19 protein-coding genes are annotated in these 25,776 nt (G+C 70.8%); 7 read left to right on the top strand and 12 right to left on the bottom strand.

The genetic code is table 11. From position 1 onward, the window contains the following. The 5 genes from SSMG_RS21975 to SSMG_RS21955 all read right to left on the bottom strand — a co-directional run bounded on the left by SSMG_RS21975 (position 1) and on the right by SSMG_RS21955 (position 6,331). Positions 1-1,731, bottom strand: a complete 1,731-nt coding sequence (locus SSMG_RS21975) for an FAD-dependent monooxygenase (RefSeq protein ID WP_009079534.1) — start codon at positions 1,729-1,731, stop codon at positions 1-3. Then, the gene (locus SSMG_RS21970; RefSeq protein ID WP_009079533.1) at positions 1,718-3,643 is read right to left on the bottom strand and encodes a maleylacetate reductase and hydroxyquinol 1,2-dioxygenase domain-containing protein; all 1,926 of its coding nucleotides are present in this window, start codon (positions 3,641-3,643) and stop codon (positions 1,718-1,720) included. The genes SSMG_RS21975 and SSMG_RS21970 overlap by 14 nt, the downstream gene beginning before the upstream one ends. A gap of 94 nt (positions 3,644-3,737) precedes the next feature. Further along, positions 3,738-4,619 (bottom strand): helix-turn-helix domain-containing protein, encoded by an 882-nt coding sequence (locus SSMG_RS21965; RefSeq protein WP_009079532.1) that lies wholly within the window; start codon positions 4,617-4,619, stop codon positions 3,738-3,740. Positions 4,620-4,660: 41 nt separating this feature from the next. Further along, positions 4,661-5,485: an NAD(P)-dependent oxidoreductase gene (locus SSMG_RS21960; RefSeq protein ID WP_009079531.1), complete on the bottom strand. Its 825-nt coding sequence runs from the start codon at positions 5,483-5,485 to the stop codon at positions 4,661-4,663. A 48-nt stretch (positions 5,486-5,533) separates the two neighbouring features. Beyond that, positions 5,534-6,331, bottom strand: a complete 798-nt coding sequence (locus tag SSMG_RS21955) for an IclR family transcriptional regulator (protein WP_009079530.1) — start codon at positions 6,329-6,331, stop codon at positions 5,534-5,536. A gap of 129 nt (positions 6,332-6,460) precedes the next feature. Between SSMG_RS21955 and SSMG_RS21950 the strand changes: the two genes are divergently transcribed. The 6 genes from SSMG_RS21950 (at position 6,461) to SSMG_RS21925 (ending at position 15,629) form a co-directional block, all read left to right on the top strand. Next, positions 6,461-7,393 carry a 5-dehydro-4-deoxyglucarate dehydratase gene (locus SSMG_RS21950; RefSeq protein ID WP_009079529.1) on the top strand — a complete coding sequence of 311 codons (933 nt, stop codon included), beginning with the start codon at positions 6,461-6,463 and terminating at the stop codon, positions 7,391-7,393. After that, complete coding sequence (locus SSMG_RS21945) at positions 7,393-8,649, top strand: glucarate dehydratase family protein (protein WP_037714465.1); 1,257 nt, start codon at positions 7,393-7,395, stop codon at positions 8,647-8,649. The genes SSMG_RS21950 and SSMG_RS21945 overlap by 1 nt, the downstream gene beginning before the upstream one ends. 4 nt (positions 8,650-8,653) lie before the next feature. Then, a complete protein-coding gene (locus SSMG_RS21940) occupies positions 8,654-9,796 on the top strand; it encodes a hypothetical protein (RefSeq protein ID WP_009079527.1) in 1,143 nt (380 codons plus the stop codon). Between the two features lie 422 nt (positions 9,797-10,218). Next, positions 10,219-11,673, top strand: a complete 1,455-nt coding sequence (locus SSMG_RS21935) for an aldehyde dehydrogenase (NADP(+)) (protein ID WP_009079526.1) — start codon at positions 10,219-10,221, stop codon at positions 11,671-11,673. An 83-nt stretch (positions 11,674-11,756) separates the two neighbouring features. Further along, the gene (locus SSMG_RS21930; RefSeq protein ID WP_199785952.1) at positions 11,757-14,060 is read left to right on the top strand and encodes a polysaccharide lyase 8 family protein; all 2,304 of its coding nucleotides are present in this window, start codon (positions 11,757-11,759) and stop codon (positions 14,058-14,060) included. 108 nt (positions 14,061-14,168) lie between these two features. Next, on the top strand, positions 14,169-15,629 hold the full coding sequence (locus SSMG_RS21925) for an NAD(P)/FAD-dependent oxidoreductase (RefSeq protein ID WP_009079524.1): 1,461 nt from the start codon (positions 14,169-14,171) through the stop codon (positions 15,627-15,629). Positions 15,630-15,796: 167 nt separating this feature from the next. On the opposite strand, the gene SSMG_RS21920 is transcribed toward SSMG_RS21925, so the two are convergent. Continuing rightward, the gene (locus SSMG_RS21920; protein ID WP_009079523.1) at positions 15,797-16,240 is read right to left on the bottom strand and encodes a VOC family protein; all 444 of its coding nucleotides are present in this window, start codon (positions 16,238-16,240) and stop codon (positions 15,797-15,799) included. Positions 16,241-16,401: 161 nt separating this feature from the next. Here SSMG_RS21920 and SSMG_RS21915 point away from each other — a divergent pair, with 161 nt between their 5' ends. Continuing rightward, the gene (locus tag SSMG_RS21915; RefSeq protein ID WP_158688060.1) at positions 16,402-16,794 is read left to right on the top strand and encodes a VOC family protein; all 393 of its coding nucleotides are present in this window, start codon (positions 16,402-16,404) and stop codon (positions 16,792-16,794) included. A 590-nt stretch (positions 16,795-17,384) separates the two neighbouring features. Here the strand turns inward: SSMG_RS21915 and SSMG_RS21910 are convergent. From SSMG_RS21910 to SSMG_RS21885, 6 genes are all read right to left on the bottom strand, one after another. Then, entirely contained in the window at positions 17,385-17,837 is a 453-nt protein-coding gene (locus tag SSMG_RS21910) for a helix-turn-helix transcriptional regulator (RefSeq protein ID WP_009079521.1), read from the bottom strand. Between the two features lie 749 nt (positions 17,838-18,586). Next, positions 18,587-19,741, bottom strand: a complete 1,155-nt coding sequence (locus tag SSMG_RS47085; protein WP_009079520.1) for a VWA domain-containing protein — start codon at positions 19,739-19,741, stop codon at positions 18,587-18,589. Continuing rightward, positions 19,738-21,918: a DUF5682 family protein gene (locus tag SSMG_RS47080; protein WP_009079519.1), complete on the bottom strand. Its 2,181-nt coding sequence runs from the start codon at positions 21,916-21,918 to the stop codon at positions 19,738-19,740. The genes SSMG_RS47085 and SSMG_RS47080 overlap by 4 nt, the downstream gene beginning before the upstream one ends. Next, the gene (locus SSMG_RS21895; RefSeq protein ID WP_009079517.1) at positions 21,915-23,000 is read right to left on the bottom strand and encodes an AAA family ATPase; all 1,086 of its coding nucleotides are present in this window, start codon (positions 22,998-23,000) and stop codon (positions 21,915-21,917) included. Before SSMG_RS21895 ends, SSMG_RS47080 begins: the two co-directional genes overlap by 4 nt. After that, positions 22,997-24,439, bottom strand: a complete 1,443-nt coding sequence (locus tag SSMG_RS21890) for a DUF5691 domain-containing protein (RefSeq protein ID WP_037714460.1) — start codon at positions 24,437-24,439, stop codon at positions 22,997-22,999. Before SSMG_RS21890 ends, SSMG_RS21895 begins: the two co-directional genes overlap by 4 nt. Continuing rightward, complete coding sequence (locus SSMG_RS21885; protein ID WP_037714458.1) at positions 24,436-25,749, bottom strand: SWIM zinc finger family protein; 1,314 nt, start codon at positions 25,747-25,749, stop codon at positions 24,436-24,438. Before SSMG_RS21885 ends, SSMG_RS21890 begins: the two co-directional genes overlap by 4 nt. Positions 25,750-25,776: the final 27 nt, after the last annotated feature.

Genomic DNA, 25,776 nt, shown 5'->3' with positions numbered 1-25,776 from the left:
CTAACGGTCGAGGAGACGGCGAAGTGCGTCCAGGAGGCCGGTTCCGGCAGCGGGGCGACGCCAGGCGACATAGCCGTCCGGCCGGATCAGCAGGCAGCCGTCTTCCTCGATGCCGCTGCTGCGCGCCCAGTCTCCATAGGAATCGCGGGCCTCGGGGGAACCGATGGTCACGACCCGCAGGTCCAGTCCGAGGTCCGCACCGGCTTTCGCGGCGGCGTCCCGCCAGGCACCGCCGGTGAGTCCGGTGAGGACAGTCCACCGGCCGCGCCCGACAAGGTCCAATGTGGACACTCGGCGACCGTCGGGGCGGACGAGCCACACGTGCGGCAGTTTCGCGCCCGGCGTGGTCGTGGGCCGGTGGTACAGCTCGGCATCCCGCGCTGCAGGCGGTTCCTCGCCGTCCGGGAGCACCGCGCTCGAGACGTACCGCTGATCCATCTCCACGCCGTGCGCGTTGAACTCGTAGTTCTTCAGCTCGATCGCCGCCTGCAGTTGCTTCCGCCGCAACGCACCGGTCTCGGTCGCGGCCGTGCAGGCGGCGAGACCTGCGGCGATGGCGTCCGCATCGGTGTCGCCGTCGATGCCGAGCGCGGCGAAGATCGGCCCGAACTGGTCGCGGCTGAGGTTCGCCCGGTCCACGATCTGCTTGCCGACCGGCGCTCGCTCGGCGCTGTAGCTGTCGAGAAGCCCCTCGCCCGCCTCGCCGCGGACAACCATCGCGAGCTTCCACGCCAGGTTGTACGCGTCCTGCACCGACGTGTTGGACCCGAGCCCATTCGACGGCGGATGCCGGTGCACCGCGTCGCCCGCGCAGAAAACGCGGTCGGCCGAGTACTGCGTGGCGTAGCTGTGGTTGACCGTCCACAGTGAAGTCGAGGTGATCTCCACCGGCAGGTCCGGATCGCCGACGAGGTCCCGCACGATCCGGGTGGCCTCCTCGCCGGTCACATCCGGCGGCGGCTGCGCGATGTCGTAACCCCAGGTCAGCAGCCATTCGTTCCACGGCCGGACCATCCGCACCAGGCCCATCCCGATGCCGCTGAGGTGCGCGCCCGGCCGCATCACCCAGTACAGCACGCTCGGCCGGTGCGCGACGTACTCGGACAAGTCGGCGGTGAAGGTGATGTTCATGCTGCCGGCCTTGCCGGACTGGCCGTCGATCGGCAGCCCGGCCTGCTCGGCGACGCGGCTGCGGGCGCCGTCCGCGCCGATCAGGTAGCGTGCGCGGAGGGTGAACTCGTCGCCGCGAACCCGGTCCCGCAGCCGCGCGGTGACGCCGTCGGCATCCTGGGTGAAGTCCAGGAATTCGGTGTCCAGGCGCAGTTTCGCCCCGCGCGCGGCGGCGTTCGTGACCAGGATCGGTTCCAGATAGGTCTGCGGCAGGTCGATCAGGTGACACGGGCTTGCAGAGCCGTACTCGGCAGCCGAGCGATCGGCGGTGCCCCAGCTGGCGATCCGGCCGATCTCCTCGCCCGCGAGCGACGTGCACAGCACGGTGTCGCCCATCAGCTCCGGGGGAGTGCCCTGCGCGAGCGCCTGGTCTTCGATGCCGAGGTCGCGCAGGACTTCCATCGTCCGCTGGTTGGTGATGTGCGCCCGTGGGGTGTGCGCCGTCCAGCCGTATTTGGTGACGAGCACGGTGCGGACGCCGTAGGTCGCGAGCAGCAGCGCGGCGGAACCGCCCGCCGGGCCGCTGCCGACCACGAGGACGTCGGTGTCATGACTGGTCATGGTGGGTTCCCGGGGAGATGCGGAAGGTGAATTCGAGGCGGCGCCAGGGTTCGCGCCCGTCCGGCGCGGGGCCGGTCTGCTCGGCGAAGTCGACGATCAGGCCGTCTTTCACGCCGAACACGGTGTCCGAGTCGAGGTACTCGCCGCCGCGGACGAACAGCTGGGTGACCAGCGTGCGGTAGCCCGGTTTGGCGATCATGAAGTGGACGTGCGGCGCGCGGAAGGGATGCCGTCCGGTCGCGGCCAGCATCCCGCCGACCGGTCCGTCGTCCGGGATCGGGTACGCCGACGGCACGATCGTCCAGAACCGCAGCCTGCCTTCGGCGTCGGTGCGGAACCGGGCGCGCAGCACCGGACCGTCCACGTCGGGCAGCTGGACGTCGTAGAAACCGTCCTCGTTGGACTGCCAGACGTCCACGACCGCGTCCGGCACCGGGGTTCCGTCCGGCTCGGTCACGTGGACATCCGTCCACAATGGAGTTCCCGGAAGTCCTTCGGCGAGATCCGCGCCCTGCTCGGTTTCCGGCGGCCCCTCGACGTAGAACGGGCCCAGCACCGCCGAGGGCGTCGTATCGGGCGTGCGCGAGTTCGTGAGCACGTCGACCACGCTCGAAACGCCGAGGGTGTCCGAGAGCAGGATGAACTCCTGCCGCGTGTCCGAGCTGATCTGCCCGGTGCGCGTGAGGAAGCCGATCGCGTACTCCCACTCCTCTTGCGTGAGGTCGGTGCGCACGACGTACGAATGCAGGGTGCGGACCAGTTCCGACAGCAGTTCGCGCAACCGAGGGTCTGGCGTGGCGGCGAAACTGTCCACGACCTCCTGCGTGAGCCCGCGCAGGTCCGGCGGGGCGCCCAACGCGGGGGCCGGCCGGGTGCCGGACCACGCCTGCCGCAGCAGGTCTTCGATGCCGTCGCGAGTGAGTTCGCGCGGATTCGGATACGGCGCGGCGGTGGCCAGTTCGGCGGCCTTGGCGAGATCGCCTTCGGCAAGACCGATTTCGGCCAGCGAACGCGGCACCGGCAGACTGGCGATCAGATCGAACACCGCGGTCGGTGCGTCTGGGGCTCCGAGTGCTTCGGCGATCCGCCGCATCGCGTCGGCGGCGTTCGGCGCGTTGTACGCCATCGCGTGGGGGAGGACGATCGTGTGCGTTTCCGCGTGCGGCAGCCCGAAACTGCCGCCGAGGGTGTGGCAGAGCTTGTGGTGCAGGCCCATTCCGACCGAACCCAGGCACGAACCGGCCAGCCACGCGGCGCGCAACGCGTCCGTCCGGGCGTCCGCATCGGACGGATCGGCGGCGATCCGCGGCAGCGCGGCGGCGAGCAGCCGGATCGCTTCGAGGGCGAACTGGTCGACGATCGGGTTCGCCTGCGCCGAGTAAAGCGCCTCGACCGCGTGCGCCATCGCGTTGACGCCGCTGGTCAGCGAGGTCGGCACGGGCAGGCCGAGGGTGAGGTCGACGTCGTAGACGACCACCTCGGGCAGCACCTTCGGCGACGACTGCGTGGTCTTGCGCCCGTTCTCGGTCTGGCCGACCACCGGCGTCATCTCGGACCCGGCGTAGGTGGTCGGCACGATGACCTGCGGGATGTCGGTGCGCAGCGCGAGCGCCTTGGCGAGTCCGGTCGCGGAGCCGCCGCCGATCGCGATCACGCAATCGACGTTGTGCTCGGTGACCAGCGCGAGCGCGCGTTCGGTGACCTCGACGGGGGTGTGCATGGCGGGCTCGCCGAAGCGGGCGGCAAGCAGCGGGCCGAGCGCCTCGGCCGTCTGATCGGCGGCCTTGGCGGCGGATTTTCCGGCCACCAGCAGCACGCGGCCGGCGCCGAGCCGCTGCACCTCCTCGGGGACGACAGCGAGCGTGCCGCTGCCGAACACGACCCGAGCCGGGTTGGCGGTGTAGGTGAACATCGTCGGTCCTTCCACGCGGGTACGTCGAGTATCCGGGCGGCGAAGACCCAGCGCATGCACAGACGTGCTGAGCGGGTTGCACGAAACGCGCGCGTCAGCCGTCCCGGCGAAGCGCGGCGGGCGTGGTGCCCAGCTGTGCGCGCAGCACCCGGGTGAGGTGTTCCTGGTGGGAAAACCCGCAGCGCACGGCGATGTCCGCGATCGGTTCGGTGCCGGTGCGCAGCAGCAACCCGGCCTGTTCCACGCGCAGCCGCAGCAGGTACCGGTGCGGCGGCAGCCCGGTGCGCGCCTTGAACCGCCGGGCGAACCGGCTGACGCTCAACCCGGCCGCCGCGGCCAGCTCGGCCAGCCCGAGCGGTCCCGCGAGCCGTTCGTCCATCAGCTCGCGCACCTGGGCGAACTGCCGGTCGGTCAGCGCCTCGACCGGCGGCGGCGCGGGGGGAACGCTCCGCCCGGCCCGGTGCTGACGCGCGAGCTGCGCGGCCACGAGCGCACCCAGCTGATCCGCGTACGCGCGAGCGCCCGGCTCCCATTCCCGGACGACCCGGTCGAGCGCCAGAACGAGCTGTTCGAGCAGGGGATCGACGGTGCCGAGTTCGTCGGCCAGCCGGACCGGAGCGTCCGATCCGGCGGCCTCCTGCACCGCCGAATCCGGGAGGTAGACGTGCAGCGTGTCCAGTTCGCCGCCGAGTTCGACCGACAGTTCCTGGTGCGACGGCTGGAGAAAGAGCCCGCCCGCGGGGATCCGCCGGCTGCGCTCGCCGGGCGACCCGACGCCGCGGCGGACGGTGACCGGACCGGCGAGGTGCAGGATCAGCTGGTGCGTGCGAGCGGGCCCGAACTCCGCGCGATACGGCCGTTCGCGCTGTTTGGACAGGTAGATCCGGTCCCAGCCGAGGCCGGCGCTGGTGCGCTCCGGACGGATCCAGGGCAGGGAAAGGATGCCGTTGGTGTCGGCAGGCCCCAGCTCGCCCACGGCGTCCTCCTCTTCGAGGGTCCCGTGGGCGAGCGTACCTCTCAGAGCGGGTTGAACACGCCCAGCGGCGCGGTGCAGAACGGCCCGCCGACGTATTCGGCGGCCGCCCCGGTCGGCGCGGGCTTGTCCGCCAGCTGCTCGGCGTAGACCTCGGCGTTGTCGTGGGACTTGTAGCCCAGCGCCTCGGCCTCGGCGAGCGAGTAGACGCGGCGGGTGTTGTCCGAGACGCCCCAGATCAGCCGGTAGCCCGGCGACGGCGCGCTCAGGCACGCTTCGAACAGCCGCGCGCCGTCGTCCGGCGACAGCCAGCTGGTCAGGCCGCGGATGCCGAGCGGCAGCGGCGTTTCGAAGCACGAGCCGATGCGGACGACGATCACGTCCATGCCGAACCGCGACGCGTACAGGCTGCCCAGCGCTTCGATGGCGGCTTTGCTTACACCGTAATAAGTATCCGGCCGGGTGCTGGAGTCGGCGGGCAAGCCGCTCTCGCCCGCGTCGGCGTTCCGGCGGAAGCCGACCGCGTGGTTGCTCGACGCGAGCACGACCCGGCGGATCCCGGCTTCGCGCGCGGCTTCGAGGACGGTGTGCGTGCCGTTGATGTTGACGTCGAGCGTGTCCTCCCACGACGCCTCGCGGCTGAGCCCGCCCAGGTGGATCAACGCGTCCGCGCCCGCGCAGGCGGCGGCCATCGCATCCGGGTCGGTGACCGAACCGGTCACGATCTCGACCGCTTCGCCGTCCTCGGCGGGAGGCTGCTCGGCGAGGTCGAGCAGCCGCAGCACCCGGCCTTCCCGGCGCAGCCGCGGCCGCATCAGGGTGCCGACGACGCCGGCCGATCCGGTGATCAGCACACGCTGGTCTGGCATGGATTTCCTCTCACGAAAGCCCGCGGGCGGGCGACACGGTGGCGGCGGTCAGCGGATTCCGGCGCGGCGCAGCTGCTGGCCGAGCTCGGCGGTGGTTTCGGCCAGCAGCTCGCCGACGCGTTCGACGTCGGCGTCGGTGACCTTGCCCAGCGGCATCGAGCAGCTCATCGCGTCGGTGCCGGGAATGCGGTACGGGATCACCGCGGCCACGCAGCGCACGCCGAGGGTGCCCTCTTCGATCTCGGCGGCGTACCCGCGTTCCCGGGTGCGTGCGAGGTCGGCGTGCAGCGCGTCGAGCGTGGTGATCGTGTTCGGGGTGAGCGCGACCAGTTCCGCGGGCATGAGCGCCTCGACCTCTTCGTGGGTCAGCTCGGCGAGCAAGGCCTTGCCCAGCGCGGTCGCGTGCGCGGGCAGAGTGCGGCCGACGCGCGAGATCAGGTGCGTGGAGTGCTGGGACTCGCGCGTCTCGAGATAGACGACCTCGGTCCCGTTGCGGCGCGCGAAATGCGCGGTGAAGCCGGTCTTCTCGCGGATGCGCTCTAAAGCTTCGGTGGCGTAGGGGACGATCGCGTCGCGGTCGAGGTACGCGGTGCCGCAGATGAGCGCGCGGACGCCGAGCCGGTAGCGCGCGGAGTTCGCGTCGGCCTCCAGCCAGCCCGCGTCCAGCAGGGTGCGCAGCAGACCGTGCAGACTGGAGCGGGGGAACCCGGTGCGCGCGTGGAGATCCGACAGCGACAGCCACACGTCGTTCGCGGCGAACGTCTCGATCAGGTCGATGGCGCGCCGCGCCGACTTCACGCCCGCGGACTCCGCGGGAGCGGTGGCGGGGTCCGTCTTCTGCGCCATGCGCGTCCTCCAACCGGGCCGTTGACTTGTGAGTCCGGCCATATTAGCGTCCCGAACAGCGTTCTTGTGGGTGAACATAGTCACGATAACAGACTCCATTCAAGAATGTGAACATTGGAGCAGAAACTGATGGCACAGACCGAGATCGAGCTGGACGGCTTGCTGGCGTTCCCGCTGACCCCGTTCACCGAAGACCTCGAGATCAACCTCGACGGGTTCGCGGAAAACGTGGAGAGCCACATCGCCGCCGGTGCGGGCGCGCTGTTCGTCGCGTGCGGCACCGGGGAGTTCAGCTCGCTGTCGGTCGACGAGGTCGCCGCGCTGCTGGCCAAGGCGCGCGAGGTCGCCGGCGGGCGAGTGCCGGTGTGGGTCGGCGCGGGCGGCGGCGCGGCCGGTGCTCGTGCGGGCGTCGCGGCGGCGCAGGCGGGCAACGCCGACGGCGTGCTGCTGCTTCCGCCGTACCTGGTCACCGGGCCGCAGGAGGGTCTGGTCGACTACGTGCGCTACGCGGTCGGCGACACCTCCGTGCCGGTGATCGTCTACCACCGCAGCACCGGCGTGTTCACCGCGCCGGCCGCGGCGAAGCTGCTGGACATCCCGTCGGTGGTCGGGCTCAAGGACGGCTACGGCGACGTCGAAGCGATGACCCGGATCGTCACCACGATCCGCGCGCTCGGCACGCAGCGGTCCGCGGACTTCTTGTTCTTCAACGGTTTGCCGACGGCCGAGGTGTCCGCGAAGGCGTACGCGGCGGCGGGCGTCGCGCGCTACTCCTCGGCGGTGCACTGCTTCGCGCCGGAGATCGCGCACCGCTTCCACCGCGCGCTCGCCGAGGACGACAACGCGACGATGGACGCGCTGCTCGCCGGGTTCTACCTGCCGCTCGTGGCGTTGCGCGACGAGACGCCCGGCTTCGCGGTGTCGCTGGTCAAGGCCGCGGCCCGGCTGCGCGGCGACAAGGTCGGCACGGTCCGGCCGCCGCTGATCGAGCCGACGCCCGAGCAGATCGACCGGCTGGGCAAGGTCGTCGAGAACGGTTTCGCCGTGCTGAAAGGCCTCTGATGAAGATCCGGGACGTGGTGCTGACCCCGGTCGCCTTCGCGGACCCGCCGCTGCTCAACGTGATGGGCGTGCACGAGCCATACGCGTTGCGCAGCGTGGTCCAGGTGAGGTGCGACGACGGGGTGGTCGGCCTCGGCGAGTCTTACGGCGACGCGGCTTTCCTCGGCGAGGTGCGCAAGGTGCTGCCGGAACTGGCCGGACACGACATTTTCGACCTGCCGGGCCTGAAGCGGATCATCGCGCGCACGCTCGCCGGGACCGTGCTGACCGACGAGCACGGCCTGATCGGCGGGTTCTCCATCCGCAAGACGATCGCCAGCGTGTACTCGCTGTTCGAGGTCGCCTGCCTGGACGCGCAAGGACAGTACCTCGGCCGTCCGGTCGCCGACCTGCTCGGCGGCAAGGCGCGCGACGCCGTCGACTTCTCCGCGTATTTGTTCTACAAGTACGGCGCACACCTCGGCGCGGAAGAGGACAGCTGGGGCGAGATCCTTACCCCGGAAGCACTGGTCGGTTCGGCTAGCCGGATGGTTTCGGAGTACGGCTTCCGCTCGATCAAGCTCAAGGGCGGGGTTTTCGCGCCGGAGCAAGAGATCGAGGGCATTCGCGCGCTCGCTGCGGCGTTCCCCGCGCATCCCTTGCGCATCGACCCGAACGCGGCCTGGACGCCCGAGACCGGCATCCGCGTGGCCGCGGAACTCGACGGCGTGCTGGAGTACCTCGAAGACCCGACGCCGGGCATCGAGGGCATGGCGCAGGTCGCGCGCGAGGCGAGCATGCCGTTGGCCACCAACATGTGCGTGGTCAACTTCGGCGACCTGGAGCCCGCCTTCCGGGCGCGCGCGATCGGCGTTCTCCTGTCGGACCACCACTTCTGGGGCGGCATGCGCGACACCCAGGCGCTGTCGGTGGCCTGCGAAAGCTTCGGCGTCGGGCTGTCCATGCACTCCAACAGCCACCTCGGGATCAGCCTCGCCGCGATGGTGCACGTCGCGGCCGCCACCCCGCATCTGACGTACGCCTGCGACACGCACTGGCCGTGGAAAACTGCCGACGTGATCGAACCGGGCGTGCTGACTTTCGTCGACGGAGCGGTGGCGGTGCCGGACCGGCCCGGGCTCGGGATCACGCTGGACCAGGACGCGCTCGCCAGGGCGCACGAGGACTATGTCCGATGTGGACTGACCAAACGGGACGATGTGACGTACATGCGCAAGTACACGCCCGGCTTCGAACCGAACACGGCGAGGTGGTGACCCGGTGAAGGTGACCGGATACGCGTATCCGTGGGACGTGCTCGGCGAAACCGCTTTCGTCGAGCGGGTGCAGGACCTCGGCGTGGACGAGGTCGCGGTGGCCTTGTCCTACCACAGCACCCGCGCCGCGACGCCGTGGTCGACCGAGCAGACGTCGGTGGTCGCGCGCACTGCCGCGCTCTACCGTCCGGTGCGCGCGGAAGAATGGTCGGATCTCGTCCCCGCCGCGCCGGACTGGGTCGCCGGGGAAGACAGCGGCGGCGACGCGGTCCGCCGGCTCAACGAGGCCGGAATCCCGGCTGCCGCGTGGATCGTGCTCACGCACAACTCGCAGCTGGGCACGAAGTTTCCGCAGTACACCGTGCGCAACTGCTTCGGCGAGACGTACCCGTGGGCGCTGTGCCCCGCGCACCCCGAGGTCCGCTCGTACGCGGCGACGCTTACCGCGGAATCCGTTGCCGGACTTGATCTTTCGTCGGTTGTGCTGGAGGCGTGCGGCCCTCTCGGTGCCGTACACCAGCACCAGCACGAAAAGACCGACGGCGTCTGGGCTCCGGCCACCGCGCGCCTGTTGTCGATCTGCTGCTGCTCCGCTTGTGCCGAGGGCTGGACCGACCTCGACCCGTCGGAGGTCCGGGAAACCTTGCGCGCCGAGGTGCAGCGGCTCATCGCCACGGCGGATTTGTCGGTGGTCGAGGATAGACTCCCGGCTGGATTGAAGGAAAAACTGCTCTCCGGACGGCAGCAGTCAACCGACGCACTGCGGTCCGCGGTCCTGGCTGTGCTGGAGCCGGGTACGCGAATCGTGCTGCACGGCGCGCTCGACCCGTGGGTCACCGGCGCCCTGCCCGGCCTGACTCCGACGGCCGCCGACGACGCCGACACGGTGGTGCTGCAGAACTGGGCCCCGGGTCAAGGCAGCGTCGACGCCGTTGCCGCCGCTCGACGGGCACTGCCGGAACGGGTCGCGATCGGCAGCTACATCACGGCCGTGGCGGCGAGCGCGGTGCCGGATATTGAGGCGTACGTGGGCGAATTGGCGAAGGCCGGGGCGGGGGAACTGCACCTGTACCACTTGGGCCTCGCCGGGCCTGCCCGGTGGCCGGACCTGCACGCGGCTACCGCTGCTGCGCATTCGGCTCCCTGACGTTGACGAGGTGATCCGATGAGCCGGGGAATCTCCGCTGGGGACCGCGCGGCCGTGTGCCGGACCTGGGCGAGTGGCGGGCGCGCTCGGTGTTGCGACGTTGACGAGGTGAGCGGTTGAGCCGTGAAACTTCTCCATCGAGTTGGAGATGGGCTGGCCGCTCGTTCGCCGTGGCCGATGCCCTGCGCCTCGGTGCCCTGGCGGTGCTCGACGAGGAGATCCATTGACGCGCGAAATGAGAAGGTGGCCAACGGGGTCGAGCGGCAGGCGCGCTCGGCGCGCTGCCGTTGACGAGGTGATCGGTTGAGTCGCGAAGCTTCCGCCATGGAGAGTGTGCTGGCAGCCGCTCGCCACCACCCCCGCCCATGGAGCCGAATGGCTGGCCGCCGCGGCACCCTGAACGTGTTTGACGAGGAGATCCATTGACCCGCGAAACTTCCCCCGCCGACCTGGAAAACGTCCTGTCCGCCGCTGCGGCAGCCGCCCGGCCGTTCGCCGAAAGCACCCCGGCCGACCGGGCCAAGTGGCTCGCCGCCGCTGCGGACGCGCTCGACGCCGCGGCCGAAGAACTGATCCCGTTGGCGCATCAGGAAACCCGCCTCCCGGCCGCGCCCCGGTTGAAGGGCGAACTCGCGCGCACCACGTTCCAGTTGCGGCTGTTCGGCGAAGTCCTGCGGGACGGCGAGTTCCTGGGCGCGACCGTCGACCACGCCGACCCGGCCTGGCCGATGGGCGCGCGGCCGGACCTGCGTCGCGTGCTGGTGCCGATCGGGCCGGTGCTCGTGTTCGCCGCGAGCAACTTTCCGTTCGCGTTCAGCGTCGCGGGCGGCGACACCGCTTCGGCGCTGGCCGCCGGCTGCCCGGTCGTGCTCAAAGCGCATCCGGGTCACGAAGAACTCTCGACGCGGACCGGCGAGATCGTCGCCCGGGCGTTGACCGCGGCCGGTGCGCCGGAGGGTGCGTTCGCGGTGATCCACGGGGTCGAGCAGGGCGTCACGGCGCTCAAGGACCCGCGGATTTCGGCCGCCGCTTTCACCGGTTCGGTCCCGGGCGGACGCGCGCTGTTCGACATCGCCGTCTCGCGGCCGACGCCCATTCCGTTCTACGGCGAGCTGGGCAGCGTCAACCCGGTCGTCGTCACGCCGGGTGCGGTCGCCGCGCGCGGCGAGGCGGTGGCGAAGGGCTACGCCGGGTCGTTCAGCCTCGGCGCGGGCCAGTTCTGCACCAAACCGGGCCTGCTGTTCCTCCCCGAGGGCCACGGGCTCGACGAAACGCTGCGCGAGGCGGTGGGCGCGGTGGCCCAGCAGGAAATGCTGAACGACCGCATCGCGGCGGGGTTCGCGCGGAAGCTGGCGGACTTGCGCGCGGTGTCCGGCGTCGAGTCGGTGGTGGAAGGCGCGCAGGACGGCGACGCGTTCACTCCGTCGCTGCTGGCCACCACCGCGAAGGAGTTCCTGGCCGGCGGAGAGGCTGTCCGCGAGGAGCACTTCGGTCCCGCGTCGCTGATCGTCACCTACTCCGACCAGGCCGAACTCATCGAGGTGCTGGACAGCCTCGAACCCGGCCTCACCGCGACGATCCAGGGCGAGGACGGCGACGCGGACTTCGTGCGTCCGCTGCTGCCCTCGCTCACCCGGCTGGCCGGTCGGCTGCTGTGGAACGACTGGCCGACCGGCGTCACGGTCAGCTGGGCGCAGCAGCACGGCGGCCCGTACCCGGCGACGACCGCGCCGACCACGACGTCGGTCGGCACCGCGGCCATCGAACGTTTCCTGCGTCCGGTGGCGTGGCAGAGCTTCCCGGACGCGCTGCTGCCGGAAGCCCTGCAGGAAGCGAACCCGTGGCAACTGCCGCGCCGCGTCGACGGAGCGCGCTGAGCAGACCCCTCGTGAGTGGCCAAGCCGGTTCTGACCGGCTTGGCCACTCACGACCCAACACACTGGGAGGCACCGTCATGCCCGTGAACCGCAGAACCGCACTGCGTGGCGGTGCCGTCGCCGCGGCGCTCGCCGTCACCGCGCGCCCGGCCTTCGCCGCGCCCGCTGCTGATCCGCTGAAGAAGATCGTGGCCGGTTACCGTGAGCTGCAGACGGGCATCAACCGCCCGTCGCCGGAACGCTCGGCCGCGCTGAAGAACCTCGGCCGGGTCGCGAAGTCCTACTACGACGGCATGTCGGTGTCCGGCAACGGTCCACTGTGGACTGATCTCCCGCTCGGCCCGGGCAGCGACTACACCACCTCGATGTACGCCCGGCTGCGGGCGATCGCGGTCGACTGGGGGACCCCGGGCAGCACGCTCTCCGGCGATCCGAAGGTGCTCGACAGCATCAAGAAGGCGCTGGAGCTGATCTACGCCAGCCAGTACAACCCGCAGGTCGGCGAGATCGGCAACTGGTACACCTACGAGATCGGCGTGCCGTACTACCTGCTGCACACTCTCGTCACAGTCGCCGACCAGCTGACCGCCGACGAGCTGGCGCGGTACGTCAGCCCGATCAAGCGGTTCGTCGGCAACCCGAATCTGCGCGCGAACAACCCGAAGGTCGTCGAAACCGGGGCGAACCGGGCGGACAAGGCGCTGATCTCGATCGTCTCCGGCGCGCTGATCGGCGACACCGCGTGGATCCGCACCGGCATCGACGCGATCACCGACGTCGCCGGCGGGGGAGCGGCCAGCGTCCTGGCGAGGCTGGACCGCGCGGCGGGCGACGGGTTCCACGTCGACGGCTCGTTCATCCAGCACGACACCATCCCGTACCCCGGCCACTACGGCATCGTGTTGCTGACCGCGCTCGCCGGGACGATCCACGTCACCGAAGGCACCGAGTACGCGCTGCCGGACGACCTGAAGCAGAAGGTGTACGCGCTGGTCGGCGACACGTTCGCGCCGTTCGTGTACGCGGGCGCGCTGATGGAGCCGGTGCGCGGGCGGATGCTGTCGCGCCAGGGCGAAACCGGGCACGACATCGGGCACCAGTTGACGGTCGCGACTTTGGTCCTCGCGCGGTCGGCGACCGGGACCGTGAAGACTGAGTTGTCCGGGCTCGCCGCCAAGTGGATCAAGGAGGGCACGTACGCGCCGTTCCTGGAGATCCCCGATCCAGAACGGTTCGCGCCCGGCCCGGACCTCGTCGCGACACCGGGCATCGAGTTCGCCCAGGAGATGCTCGCCGGACGCGTGCGTCCCGCGCCGATCGTCGCGGCGCACCGGATTTTCGGCCAGCAGGACCGGATGGTGCACGTGACCGAGGGCTGGTCCGCGTCGCTCGGGGTCGGGTCCGCGCGAATCTCGCGCTACGAGTCGATCAACGGCATGAACCTGCACGGCTGGCACGTCGGCGACGGGGTGCTGTATTTGTTCCTTCCCAACGCGAAAGGCCACTACTCGGACGCCTATTGGCCGACGGTCGACCCGGCCCTCCTGCCCGGCACCACCGCGAAGGCCGGGCCGCCGGGACCGCTGGCAGCGACGCCGTTGACGACGAAAGCGCACGTCGGCGGCGTGCGCTGGGACGCCCGGCACGGCGCGTACGCGATGGATTTCGTCTCCGAAGACGGTTCGCTGACCGCGAAGAAGTCGTGGTTCTTCACTCCGGCGGGCATCGTCTGCCTCGGCGCGGGGATCACCGACACGTCCGGGCAGGCGGTCCGGACGACGATCGAAAATCGGAACCTCGGCGAAAACGGACGCGGCACGCTGCTGGCCGACGCGCGCGTGGTCGGCGATTCGAGCACCCTGCACCGGCCGCGCTGGCTGCACCTCGAGCACGTCGGCGGATACGTGCTGCTCGACAACGCCGAGGTCACCGCACTGCGCGAAGACCGGACCGGCGCGTGGCGGGACGTCGACACCGGGGCCAACACCAAGGGCACCACGACGCCGAACACGCGGCGGTACCAGAAGCTGGTGATCGAGCACGGCGCGAAGCCGGTGGACGCGAAGTACGCGTACGCGGTCCTGCCCGGCGCGTCGGTGGTGGGGACAGTCGCGTCGGTGCTCGCGTGGCGCGTGCGGGCTAATACGCCCGCTGTCCAGGCCTTGCGACTGTGGGATAACACACTGCTCGCAAACTTCTACAGTGCAGGTACCGTAGACGAAGTATCAGTCTCAGGACCCGCTTCGGTGGCGCTCGGCCGGGGCAGCCTCGCTGTTTCCGACCCGACGCAGCTGCAGGACAGCGTCCGCGTGACGGTACGGCGGCGCACGGTGGAAGTTCCGCTCAAGGACACCTTCGGCGCCACCAAGGTGGTTTCCCTGCGGTGACCCGGTTTTCCCCGCCGGGCCGGTGGTTCCCGGCCCGGCCCGGCGGGGCCCCACTTGATCCGGCCCCGGCCGTAAGGTGGGCGGAGTCGCTTCTCGCGGGGAGGAATCGTGGCGCATTTCGACGTCCTGGTCGTCGGAGCCGGGCTGTCCGGCATCGGCGCGGCCTGCCGGCTGCGGCAGCAGGCGCCGGACCGGACGTACGCCATCCTCGAAGCGCGCGACACGATCGGCGGAACCTGGGACCTCTTCCGGTACCCGGGCGTGCGCTCCGACTCGGACATGTTCACGCTCGGCTACCCGTTCCGGCCGTGGCGCAAGGAACAGGCGATCGCGTCCGGCGCCGAGATCCTGGAGTACCTCCGGGAGACCGCCGCTGAGCACGGGATCACCCGGCACGTCCGGTTCGGACATCGGGTCGTCCGCGCGTCCTGGTCGTCCGCCTCGGCCCGCTGGACGGTGGAAGCCTCGCACGACGGCGAGATCGTCCCGTTCACTTGTTCTTTTCTGTACCTGTGCAGCGGCTACTACAGCTACGAGAACGGCCACGTCGTCGACTTCCCGGGCCGCGCCTCGTTCCGGGGCGAGATCGTGCACCCCCAGTTCTGGCCGGAAGAGCTGGACCTCTCCGGCAAACGCGTGGTCGTCATCGGCAGCGGCGCCACCGCGGTGACCCTGGTGCCGGAACTGGCTTCGACGGCGAAGTCCGTGACGATGCTGCAACGCTCGCCCAGCTACGTCCTGGCCCGCCAGCGGACAGATTCGCTCGCCCGCCGCCTGCGGGGAGTCCTGCCTTCCCGGCTTGCCTACCGTGTGGTGCGAGCGAAGAACGTCCTGGTGGCCACGCTGCTCTACCAGGTCTCACGCCGACTGCCCCGCCGCACGGCAGCGTTCCTGGGGGGCGCGGCCGCGAAGCAGTTGCCCGCCTCGATACCCGTTGATCCGCATTTCTCGCCCCGGTATCAGCCCTGGGATCAGCGCCTCTGCCTGACGCCCGGCGCGGACTTCTTCGCAGCGCTCCGCAGCGGAAAGGCGGACATCGTCACCGACCGGATCGCCCGCTTCACGCCCGACGGCATCACGCTGGAATCGGGCGCACACCTGCCCGCGGACGTGATCGTCACCGCCACTGGCCTGCGCGTGATCGCGTTCGGCGGAATCGACCTGACCGTGGACGGCGAGGTGATCAACCCTTCGGAACAGCTGGTGTACAAGGGAATGATGCTCGGCGGGGTGCCGAACCTCGCGTGGTGCATCGGTTACGTGAACGCTTCCTGGACCCTGCGGTCGGACCTCGTTTCCCGGTACGTGTGCCGCGTGCTGAACCACCTGTCTCGCAACGGTTTCGACACCTGTGTGCCGCACCCGCCCGCGCTCCCGCCCGCCCGGCGGCGCCCCATCATGAACCTGACGTCGGGCTACCTGACCCGCGCCGCCTCCGCCCTGCCCCGCCAGGGCGACCGGCGCCCGTGGCTGATGCGGCAGAACTACCTGCTGGACGCGGCGGATCTGCGCCTGAGCCGAGTGGACGACGGAGTCCTGCGGTTCGGGCGGCGGAGTCGTAGCGCTTGACCTCCTGTTCTTCTGGCTTTCTGGTCTCCCGGCGTCTCGGTTCGAGGCTTGGCATTCGGGACGACTGGGCGGGGAGGCATTGCTCCCCGTGCCGAGCTTCCTGGCGACCTGGCTGGAACATCGCGGTCCCGCCGAAATCCTTCAGCCCCGGGCGACACGTTGGCCTGTCAGCAACTCCAGTCTTTGTCCAGATCCAGGTTCTCCCGCCGCTGGGTGAAGGAGAACCAGTTCCCGGAATCGTCGCGGAAGATGGCTTCGGTGCCGTAGGGCCGCTCCTGCGGCTCCTGCACGAACTCCACCCCGCGCGCCTTCAAGGTCTGGTAGTCGGCGTGAATGTCGTCGGTCCCGAAGACCCCCGCTCCCAGCACCCCTTTCGCGACGAGCTTCTTCAGCGCTTCAGCGGATTCCGGATCGAGCGCGGGCGGTCCAGGGACCATCAGCGTGATCTCGAGGTCCGGCTGGTCCTTGGCCCCGACGGTCAGCCAGCGCATCCCGCCGTCGCCCATCGTCAGGTCCGTGCGGACTTCGAGGCCCAGCTTTTCCGTGTAGAACTCCTTGGCCCGGTCATGGTCGAGGACCCAGACGTTGGCGATGGACAGGCCCTTGATCACAGTGACTCCTTGTGCCCGGCGGGCGCTGTTCGCCCGCTCTCTGTGATCGACAGTAGCCACTCCCGGGCCGCCGGACTTCTCGAAAATTGCGGTCCTCGGCGGGGCGGGCCGAGCGGACGGGGAGCGGTGTTTTTGTCGTACCTGTCTGGAATGCTCCGGGCATGGACCTGACGCTGCAGTTGACGATCGACTGTTCTGATCCCCCGAAGATGGTGCCCTTCTGGGCCGAGGCACTGCTAAGTGGCGCGCGCACTGGGCGGCGATGGGAGTTCCCGAGGCGGAGCTGCCGCCCGGGGCCGGGGACGGGGACCGCGGGTGTGGTTCCAGGAGGTTCCGGAGCCGAAAGCGGCCAAGACCGGTGGCCCTTCGCCCTGAAGGTCGGCGGCGGCCGGGACGGTCCGCTGGATGTCCGCGCGGGACAGGTCAAGTCCGAAGTGGACCGCCTGGTCGAAGCCGGAGCCACCGTGCTGCGGATCAATGACGAACCGGACCGCGGGCTCTACGCCGCTGCCATGCAGGACCCGGAGGGCGATGAATTCGACATCGTGGGGTGACGGGCTGGTCGCCGCCGTTCGATCCCCCCGGGATGCGGCGGCTGGGCCCCGGCGAGCCAGACGGCGCGAGCGACCGTCCGCGCGACGGGCTTCGGTGTCGTTGGCGAGGGGCTACTTGTGGTGGCGGGCTGGAGCGCTGTTGGCGGGTGCGAGCCGCGCCGTTGCGACGGACTGGGCGGTTGTTCGCGGGTGCGGGCTGTGCCGTTGCGACGGACTTCGGTGCCGTTCGCGGGTGCGGGTTGTGTTGTGGTGACGGGCGTGGGTGCCGTTGGCGGCGGGCTGCACTGTCGAGACGGGCTTGGGTGGTGGGTGCGGGCTGCGCTGTAGCGGTGGTTTTCGGTGCCGTTGACGGGTGCGGGTCGCGTTGTGGTGGCGGACCTGGGTGCCGTTGGCGAATGCGGGCTGTGCTGTTGCGCCGGGCGTGGCGGTCGTTGGCGGGTGCGGGCCACGCGGTCGCGATGGGTTTCGGTGCCGTTCGCGGGTGTCGGCTGGGCTGTCGTGCCGGGCTTCGGTGTCGTTTCCGAATGCGGCCCGCGTTCTCGCGCCTGGCTTCGGTTTCCTGGCCGGGACGCGGTTCGGTGGCCCGTCACTCAAGGTTCGTTTTCGGCGCCTGGTCCCAGTCCCTTGAACCCGCCGTGCCACAGCAGCGCGTAGCACCCGGGAACCAGGGCCGAGTTCTGCCGGACATGGCGCGCCCGGTATTCGCTCGGGGTCAGTCCGGTGTGCTTCTTGAAGCTCGCCGAAAACGAGCCGAGACTGCTGAACCCGACCAGCGTGCAGATCTCGGTGACCGAAAGGTTGGCGGTCCGCAGCAGGTCCTCCGCCCGCTCGATCCGCCGGCGGCTCAGGTACTGCCCGGGCGTCTGCCCGTACACGGCCCGGAAAAGCCGCACGAAGTGGTAACGCGAGTACCCGGCATGGGCTGCGATCGCGTCCAGATCCAGGGGCGCGGCCCAGTCCCGGTCCATGGCGTCCTTGGCCAGGCGCAGCTGCCGCAACTGCGAAAGCTGCGCATCGGGTGGCGAGCCGGGCGTGGTTCCCATTTCCCGATGGTGACACACCCGCCGCCGCGGAGGCTCGGGCTGGCCGGGAATCCGGGACGTCTCCGAAGCCTTCGTGCCTTCGGCGTCGGGCCCAAACGCGGCGCGGGCATAGGGCTGATGGGTCGGGCGGGGCGAGGTATTCAGCTCGGCGGGGAGGAGCTGGGGCCGTTCGGTGGCTCGGCGTTTCCGCAACAGAATGCGGGCGGGTCGATGAGTCTTGCCGGGTTTGGCGGAAGCGGGGCGGGGGAGCGTGTCCTTGGGGGTCGGTCGGTGGCTCGGAATCGGGGCCGGGGGGCGTGGTCAGCTCGGCTGGGAAGCGGCTCGGCGGTTCACGCCGGAGTGAGGTGAGGGCTGAGCGGTGAGTTTTGCTGGGCTTGGGGAGGCGGGTCGGGGAGCGGGTTGCTGGATCGGGCGGGGCATAGGGCTGAGACTTGAGCGGGCAAACGTGGCCACCTTGGCTGGGCGAAATCGCGAGCGGAACCTCCAAGCGGAGCCCAGCGCTTGGCTCGCGGTTGCTCACGACAGGGCTGAAACCCAGGCAGGGCAACGCGTTCCGCGCGGATGAGCGGAAGGGAATCCGCGCGATGGTCGACGTCCGATGGCGTGGCGCAGCGGGAGAGGCGGCAAGTCGTTCCGTCCGGCAGCACCGGCGAAACCGTCCGCAGGCAAAGCTTGTGCTGGTGCAAGACAATTCTTATGTCCCGCTGCCTCAGTTTGCTTCCGTCGAGCTACCCAGGCGACGGTCTGGGTCATTGCGCGGTCGCTGACGCGGCCCAGCGGGTCAAGTCCTCCCTTCGGAGCGCGGCGGCCATCAAGTCCGGGAAAAGATCCGGCGTGCAGGCGAAAGCGGGAACTCCCAGTTCGCTGAGCGCGGCCGCGTTGTCGTGGTCGTAGAAGGGCGCTCCGGAATCCGACAGTGCCAGCAGCGTGACCACCTGCACTCCGGAGCCGACTAGGTCCGCGACTCGGCGCAGGAGGTCGTCTCGTACTCCGCCTTCGTACAGGTCGCTGATCAGCACCAGGAGGGTCTGTTCGGGGCGCTCCACCAAGCCTTGGCAGTACGCCAATGCGCGGTTGATGTCGGTGCCGCCGCCGAGTTGGGTGCCGAAGAGGACGTCTACCGGGTCGTCCAGGTGATCCGACAAGTCAGCTACCGCGGTGTCGAAGGCGACGAACTTCGTGCTCAGGGCGCGCATCGAGGCGAGTGCGGCACCGAAAACTCCCGAGTACACCACGGATTCCGCCATCGAGCCGGACTGGTCGACGGCCAGGATCACGTCGCGGCGGACGCTGTGTTCTCGGCGGCCGAAGCCAAAAAGCTGTTCGGGCACAATGGTTTTCAGCTCGGGGGAGTAGTGTTTCAGGTTCCGGCGGACGGTGCGGTCCCAATCGATGTCCGCGCCTCGCGGGCGTTGGGTGCGGGCGGCGCGGTCCAGTGCGCCGCGGACTGCTGCTCGGGTGCGTTCGGCCAGGCGTTCCTCGAGTTCCGTGACGACTTTGCGCACGACGGCGCGTGCGGTTTCCTTCGTCTCTTCGGGCAGGACGTTGTTGAGGGACAACAACGTTCCGACCAGGTGGACGTCCGGTTCCACGGCACTGAGCAGTTCCGGCTCCAGCAGCATCCGGGTGATCCCCAGGCGGTCCACGGCGTCGCGTTGCATGACTTGGACGACGGAGCCGGGGAAGTACTTCCGGATGTCGCCCAGCCAGCGGGCGACTCGCGGTGCGGAGGCTTGCAGTCCGCCGCTGCGGTCGCCGCTGCTGCGCGGGTTTTTGGGGCGCTCGTCGTAAAGCGCGGCCAGCACGTTGTCGACGCCGGTGTCCCCTTCGGACAGTGCGTGGCCGGTGCCGTCGGAATCGCCGCCGAGTACTAGGCGCCAGCGGCGGAGGCGTTCGGTGCTCACGAGGCGGCTCCCAGGATGGTGGCGAAGACCGGCAAGGCGGCTGCGGCGCGGATCTCGTCCAGGTCTTCGGCGACCGTCGGTTCGGTGCGGCGAGTGCCGGACAGGGTGGCGGCGCGTTCGCCGATGGCGCGTTTTTCCGGACCGGCGAAGGCGCCGAAAGTGCGGCGCAGCAAGGGAAGCACCTCGGGGAAGACCTCGGGCGGGATCGAGGACAGCCAGGTGTCGACGACGCGCAGCATGCGTTCGTCGTGGACCAGCAGGAGCGCGCCGCCGGAGAAGAAGCCTTCTACGTAGGCCGCGCCGTCCGTCGGGGCGATGCCGGGGGTGAGCATGCGGCCCAGCCGGAGTTCGACCTCGGCGCCGTCGAGCAGGTCGGCGTCGTGCAGGAGGCGCACGATGCGGCCCGCCAGCAGCGGTGGCAGGGCGTCGCGGGTGGACAGCCGGGCAAGCGCGGTGAACCAGCGGTCGCGGGCCGCGTCGCCGAGGAGGTCGGTGGCTTCGTGGACGTCGTCGATCAGTTCGCAGAACTGTGCGGCGGCCTCCTCGTCGATGCCGTGCACGGCGGGCGGGAGACCAGCACAGACTCGGGTGAGGATGCGGTCGGCGACTTCTTGCAGCTGTGCGGTGTCGGTGCCGCGGACGTCGCCGTAGCGGGTGGCTCGGGCCAGCGGAGGCAACGCGGACATGAGGTGCGCGACGTCCGCGTCGGCGGCGGCACGGGTGTCCAGGGCAGCGAGCGTTTCCGGCAGCGCGTCGCCTAGATCGGCCAGCAGGCAGCGCTCGACCGCGGCGGTGATGTCGGCGAGCGGAGGAGCTTCGGCGACGGTTTCGCGCACGACAGCCGTCGCTGCGGCGGGCACGGTGGTTCCGTGTACGGCGGCTGCGACCAGGTCGACCTCGAAACCTGGTTCCCAGCACAGGGTCCAGGTTTCGCGGAAGGTGCCTTTGTTCCGCACCGACGACGGTTCCGGTTCGCCCCACGGGATGCCGAGGATCTGCAGGCGATGCAGCAGGCGCGAGCGGTCCAGACCGCCGGGCGTGCGCAGGTCCAGATCCAGTTCGCGCGCCTGGGGTTCGCGTTTGAGCCGGAGGCGGCGGGCGGTGGCGATCAGGTCGGCGGCCAGCGGCGCCTGCGGAACGTGGTCCGGGACCTCGCCGAGCAGTTCGCCGACCACGAGCCGACGCGTGACCAGGTCGGCCTGGACGTCGTCGCCTCCGCACAGAACCGCGCGGGTGGCGGCGTCGACCTCGGCCAGTCCGGCGGACGACCGGCCGCGCAATGCGGCCAGGGTGTCGGCCAGCCGCACCGCTTCGATCACGTGCGCGGTGGAGACAGGCAGATCTTCCTCGCGCAGCACTCCGGCGACGGCGGTGAGCCACCTGGTGGTGACGTCGCCGGGGGTGCTGAACAGGTGGTGGTACCAGCCGGGGGAGCGGACGCCCGCGCCGTAGCCGGTGACCGACGCAAGCCTGCCGTGCGTCCACGGCACCCACGTGCACACGACCTTGCGCTTCGGCAGTCCTTTGAGGACCGCCTGGTCCCTGGACGCGGGCGGCAGCGGATCGGCCAGCGCGGGCACGTGCCAGGCACCGCAGACCACGGCGATCCGCTCGTAGCCTTCTTTCCGCGTCTTGCGCAGCACGTTCCGCATGTACGCCTCGCGCCGCTGCTCGTGCGGATCGTCCGGACGGTCGCCCTCGCGCAGCGCGGTCATCGCGTCGGCGATCACCTCGAACGGCGATTCCTCGCCCCGGCGGGACTCGACGAAGTCGTCCCACCAGCGCTCCGGGTCGTCGTACCCGCCCGCCGCGGCCAGTTCCGCGAGCGGATCGGTGCGGGGCGCGGTCCGCTCCTCGCCGAGCGCGAACTGGTGTGCCGCAGGGAGATCGCAGAACTTCACCGGAACACCGGCCGCCGCGGCGTACCGCAGGGCTTGCCATTCCGGGCTGAACACCGCGAACGGCCAGAACGCCGCGCGCGACACGTCGTCGGACGCGTACGCCAGCAGCGCCACCGGCGGCCGCATGCCGTCGTCCGCGGCGAGATCGACGAGCTGGTCCGCTTCCGGCGGTCCCTCGATCAGCACCACGTCCGGCTCCAGTTCGACGAGCCGGGCGGCGACCGCCCGCGCCGAACCGGGACCGTGGTGCCGGATCCCGAGGAGATGAGTGGTCATCCGGCGATCTCCTGGCCTGCCCGGTAGAAGTCGGCCCAGCCTTCCCGCTCGCGCACCACGGTCTCCAGGTACTCGCTCCAGATCGCGCTGTCGGCGACCGGATCCTTCACCACCGCACCGTGGATCCCGGCCGCGACGTCCTGCGCTCGCAGCACGCCGTCGCCGAAGTGCGCGGCCAGCGCGAGACCGCCGGTGAGCACGCTGATCGCTTCCGCCGTGGACAGCGTGCCGGACGGGGTCTTCACCGCGGTGCGCCCGTCTTCGGTGCGGCCGGCCCGCAGCTCCCGGAAAACCGTGACCACGCGGCGGATTTCGGCGAGATCCGCGGCTTCGGCGGGCAGCGACAGCGCGGCCCCCAGCTGACCGACCCGCCGCCGGACGATGTCCACCTCGGCCTCGGCGGTGTCCGGCAGCGGCAGCACGACGGTGTTGAACCGCCGCCGGAGCGCGCTCGACAGCTCGTTGACGCCCTTGTCCCGGTTGTTCGCCGTGGCCACCAGCGTGAACCCGGGCCGGGCCGGCACCTCGGAGCCCAGTTCGGGGATCGGCAGCGTCTTCTCGGACAGGATCGTGATCAGCGAATCCTGCACGTCCGCCGGGATGCGGGTGAGTTCCTCGAGCCGGGCTACCTTGCCGTCGCGCATCGCGCGCAGGATCGGGCTTTCGACCAGCGCCTGGTCGCTCGGCCCCTCGGCGATGAGCCGCGCGTAGTTCCAGCCGTAGCGGATCTGCTCCTCGGAGGTGCCCGCGGTGCCCTGGACCAGCAGCGTGGAGTCGCCGCTGATCGCCGCCGCGAGGTGCTCGGACACCCACGTCTTCGCCGTGCCCGGCACGCCGAGCAGCAGCAGCGCGCGGTCGGTCGCGAGCGTGGCGACCGCGACCTCGATCAGCCGCCGCGGGCCGACGTACTTCGGGCTGATCTCGGTGCCGTCGTCGAGTTTCCCGCCGAGCAGGTAGGTGACCACCGCCCACGGGGAAAGCCGCCACGACGGCGGTTTCGCCCGGTCGTCGGCCGCGGCGAGGGCGGCCAGTTCGCCGGCGTATTCGGCTTCGGCGTGCGGCCGGAGAACGGGGGACGTCATGCGAGCTCCTTGTGCATTTCACGGCGGAAGGACAGGGTTTCGGCGACCGCGCGCCGCCACGGGGCGGCCTCGCCGGGAAGCGGGATCTCGGCCAGCGGGTGGCCGAGGCAGGCGACGGGCACGGCTTTCGCGATCAGCGCGGCCGCGTGCGCGACCAGCCGGTGGTCGCGCTGTCTGGCGACCCAGTCGAGCAGCACCGTGCCGAGCGCGGCGGGCCACGGCTGCGGCAGGTCCAGGATGAGCCGGGTGAGGGCTTCGACCGGCAGCCCGCGGGTCAGCTTCGCGACCGTGGCGGCCTGTTGTCCGGGCGACAGCACTCCGATGAGCGCGGCAGTGCTGCGTCCGCCCGGTTCGGCCTCCACGAGGGCTTGCGCCCATTGCTCGTCGCGTTGCCGAAGTGCGGCGGTCGCCCAGCTTTCGCGCACCACGTTCAGCGGCGGGCCTTCGACGAGCATCCCGGCCAGTTCGCCCGGAGTGCCGTACTCGGCCCAGAACCGCAGCGGAGTGGCGGCGATGATCGCGCGCAGCCGCGCGGTGCCTTGCCCGGGCCCGGGCGGGACCCGGATGCCGTCGCGGATCAGGCTCTCGTCCGGCTCCGGCGGGGTGAACTCGAGGACGTCGGCCCGCAGCGAGCGGCTGCGCACGGTGACGCAGGCGCGCAGCCGTTCGATCATCCGCTCGCCGGACGCGGAATCGGGATACCGGCCGATCAGCCGCAGCGCGATTTCGCGCACCCCGGCCGCCCGGTCGCCGAGCGCGGCTTCGACGAACGGTTCGTCCTCGGCGGTGAGATGCTCGCCGAGCAGAGTCAGGAACGTCGCCCGGACGTCGGCCGGTTCGCTGCCCCAGGCCGCGGCGAGCGCTTCCCGCGCGCGGGCGGGATCGGCGACGAGCACGCGTTCCAGCCAGGCCTGCCGGCGCGCGGCGGTGCCGAACTGCCAGGCGTCGTCGCTGGTGTCGTCCGCGGCGGCGACCAGGAACGCCCAATCCGGGTTTCGCTCGCCGAGCCACGCGCCGACCGGTCCGGCGACGGCGGCGAGCGGCGCGCGCAGCGACACCCGGGTCCGCGCCGCGTCGGCGAGTGCGGGCAGCCGCTCGGCCGGGACGCGGAATCCCTTGTCCGCCACCGTGACCAGCCATTCCTCGACCAGCTCCGGCCGGTTGGCGGAAAGCAGGTGCACGAGCCGCGCCCGCGCCACGGCCGGGATCAGCGGCCGGGTGTCCTCGGCGGCCGCCGGTTCGGGTTCGATGCCGGTGAGCGGTCGCTGCCCGGCGCGCCGATAGCCGGTGCAGGCCGCCGCCGCGACGAGCGCTTGGTCCGCGGGCTCAGTCCGTGGTGCGGCGATTTCCCTTACTCCGGGCGGCAATCCGGCGAGGTCGACGCTTCGGCGGCGGGTGCCGAGCAGGACGGTGCTGACGAGGTCGTTCCAGGCGCTCACAGCCGCACCATCCCGTCGCGATGCCAGCAGCTCAACGGCCGCAACCCCGCCGTCGTCCACTCCGCGGCCACCGTGACCGGCCGCTCGGCCGCGACCGCCAGCAGCGGCCACGGATCCACGGCAGACACCAGCGGCAGCGCCGCACCGTCCACATCGGACAGTGCCCAGCCCTCCCCGTGCCGGGCCGGACGGAGCTCGCTCACCAGCACCGGCCACCGGTCCAGCCACGGATCAGCGGCGAGCGCGGCAGCGTGGCCGGCGAGCGCGGCCGCGAACGTGCCGCCGACCGGCCCGCTTTCCGGAGTCACCGGTTCCTCCCGGTGGTCGAACACCGCCCGCAGCGGCACCGCGCCCGGGTGGAACACCAGCTCTCCCGCGACGACGAACCCGGGCGGCAGCGAGCTGTCCAGCGGACGCCCGGGCGGAGCGAACGACAGCACCAGCGCGTCCCGTCCGCTGCGTTTGCCCCGCAGCCACGTGCGCCTGCTGCGCAGCGAATCCTGTTCCTCGTCGATCGCGCCGGTGACCAGCCATTGGTCCGGCACCCGCTCGCCGGACTCCAGCACCTGCGCGGTGCTGACCGAGAACCCGAGCCGCGTCCGTACGGTGTCGGCGAGCCCGGCGGGCAGCGCTTCGAGCCTGCTCGCCGCGTCCGCGAGCACGTACCCCAGCGACAGTTCGGCCAGCAGCCGATCCGGCCAGTCGCGGCCGCGGCCGACCAGCGCCGCCGCCCGGCGCAGGCCGTTCGCCAGCCCGGGAGCTTGCGCGTCGACCATGCGCGAGGCGACCGAGTACAGCTCGTCGGCACCGCCGCGTTCGAACGTCGCGAACCCCGCCGACACCCGGTCAGTGAGCCATCCGCGCAGCTCGGCGGCCCCGGCGGTGACGCGCGCGAGCCGCTCCTGCGCCCGCTTGGCCGCCGCTTCGAGATCCTTCGGCGCGTCCGTCTTCTTCTCGGCCCGCTCCGCCCGGGCGGCCCGTTCGTCCAGCCACGTCCGCACCCATCCGGGCTCCTCCTCGCGGGGGACCTGCCCGTCGGCCCAGAGCAGCAGCAGCCCCAGCGCGTGCTTGCACGGGAACTTCCGGCTCGGGCAGGTGCACCGGAACGCGGGCGCGGCCGTTTCCACCGTCGTCTGGTACGGCCGCTTCCCGCTGCCCTGGCACGCGCCCCAGACGGCACGGCCGGACGCACCCGCGTCCGCCCACTTCGCCGGTGCTGCCTGGCCGCGTCCGGCTTTCGCCGACGCGGCGTCCGGCGCGAGTTCGAGCACCCTCTCCGGGCTCCACCGCGCCGCTGCTTCGTCCCCCACGTTTTCCTTGCCGCTCTTCCCGTTCCG

Source organism: Streptomyces sp. AA4, from assembly GCF_000158875.1.
Taxonomy (GTDB): domain Bacteria; phylum Actinomycetota; class Actinomycetes; order Mycobacteriales; family Pseudonocardiaceae; genus Amycolatopsis.
The sequence above is the reverse complement of the archived record's forward strand: the minus strand, read 5'-3'. Positions and strand labels throughout refer to the sequence as shown.

Coding starts and splice junctions, on each gene's coding strand:
- SSMG_RS21975 (WP_009079534.1), bottom strand. CDS start 1,731: ATGACCAGTCATGACACCGACGTCCTCGTGGTCGGCAGCGGCCCGGCG.
- SSMG_RS21970 (WP_009079533.1), bottom strand. CDS start 3,643: ATGTTCACCTACACCGCCAACCCGGCTCGGGTCGTGTTCGGCAGCGGC.
- SSMG_RS21960 (WP_009079531.1), bottom strand. CDS start 5,485: ATGCCAGACCAGCGTGTGCTGATCACCGGATCGGCCGGCGTCGTCGGC.
- SSMG_RS21955 (WP_009079530.1), bottom strand. CDS start 6,331: ATGGCGCAGAAGACGGACCCCGCCACCGCTCCCGCGGAGTCCGCGGGC.
- SSMG_RS21950 (WP_009079529.1), top strand. CDS start 6,461: ATGGCACAGACCGAGATCGAGCTGGACGGCTTGCTGGCGTTCCCGCTG.
- SSMG_RS21945 (WP_037714465.1), top strand. CDS start 7,393: ATGAAGATCCGGGACGTGGTGCTGACCCCGGTCGCCTTCGCGGACCCG.
- SSMG_RS21915 (WP_158688060.1), top strand. CDS start 16,402: ATGGACCTGACGCTGCAGTTGACGATCGACTGTTCTGATCCCCCGAAG.
- SSMG_RS21910 (WP_009079521.1), bottom strand. CDS start 17,837: ATGGGAACCACGCCCGGCTCGCCACCCGATGCGCAGCTTTCGCAGTTG.
- SSMG_RS47080 (WP_009079519.1), bottom strand. CDS start 21,918: ATGACCACTCATCTCCTCGGGATCCGGCACCACGGTCCCGGTTCGGCG.
- SSMG_RS21895 (WP_009079517.1), bottom strand. CDS start 23,000: ATGACGTCCCCCGTTCTCCGGCCGCACGCCGAAGCCGAATACGCCGGC.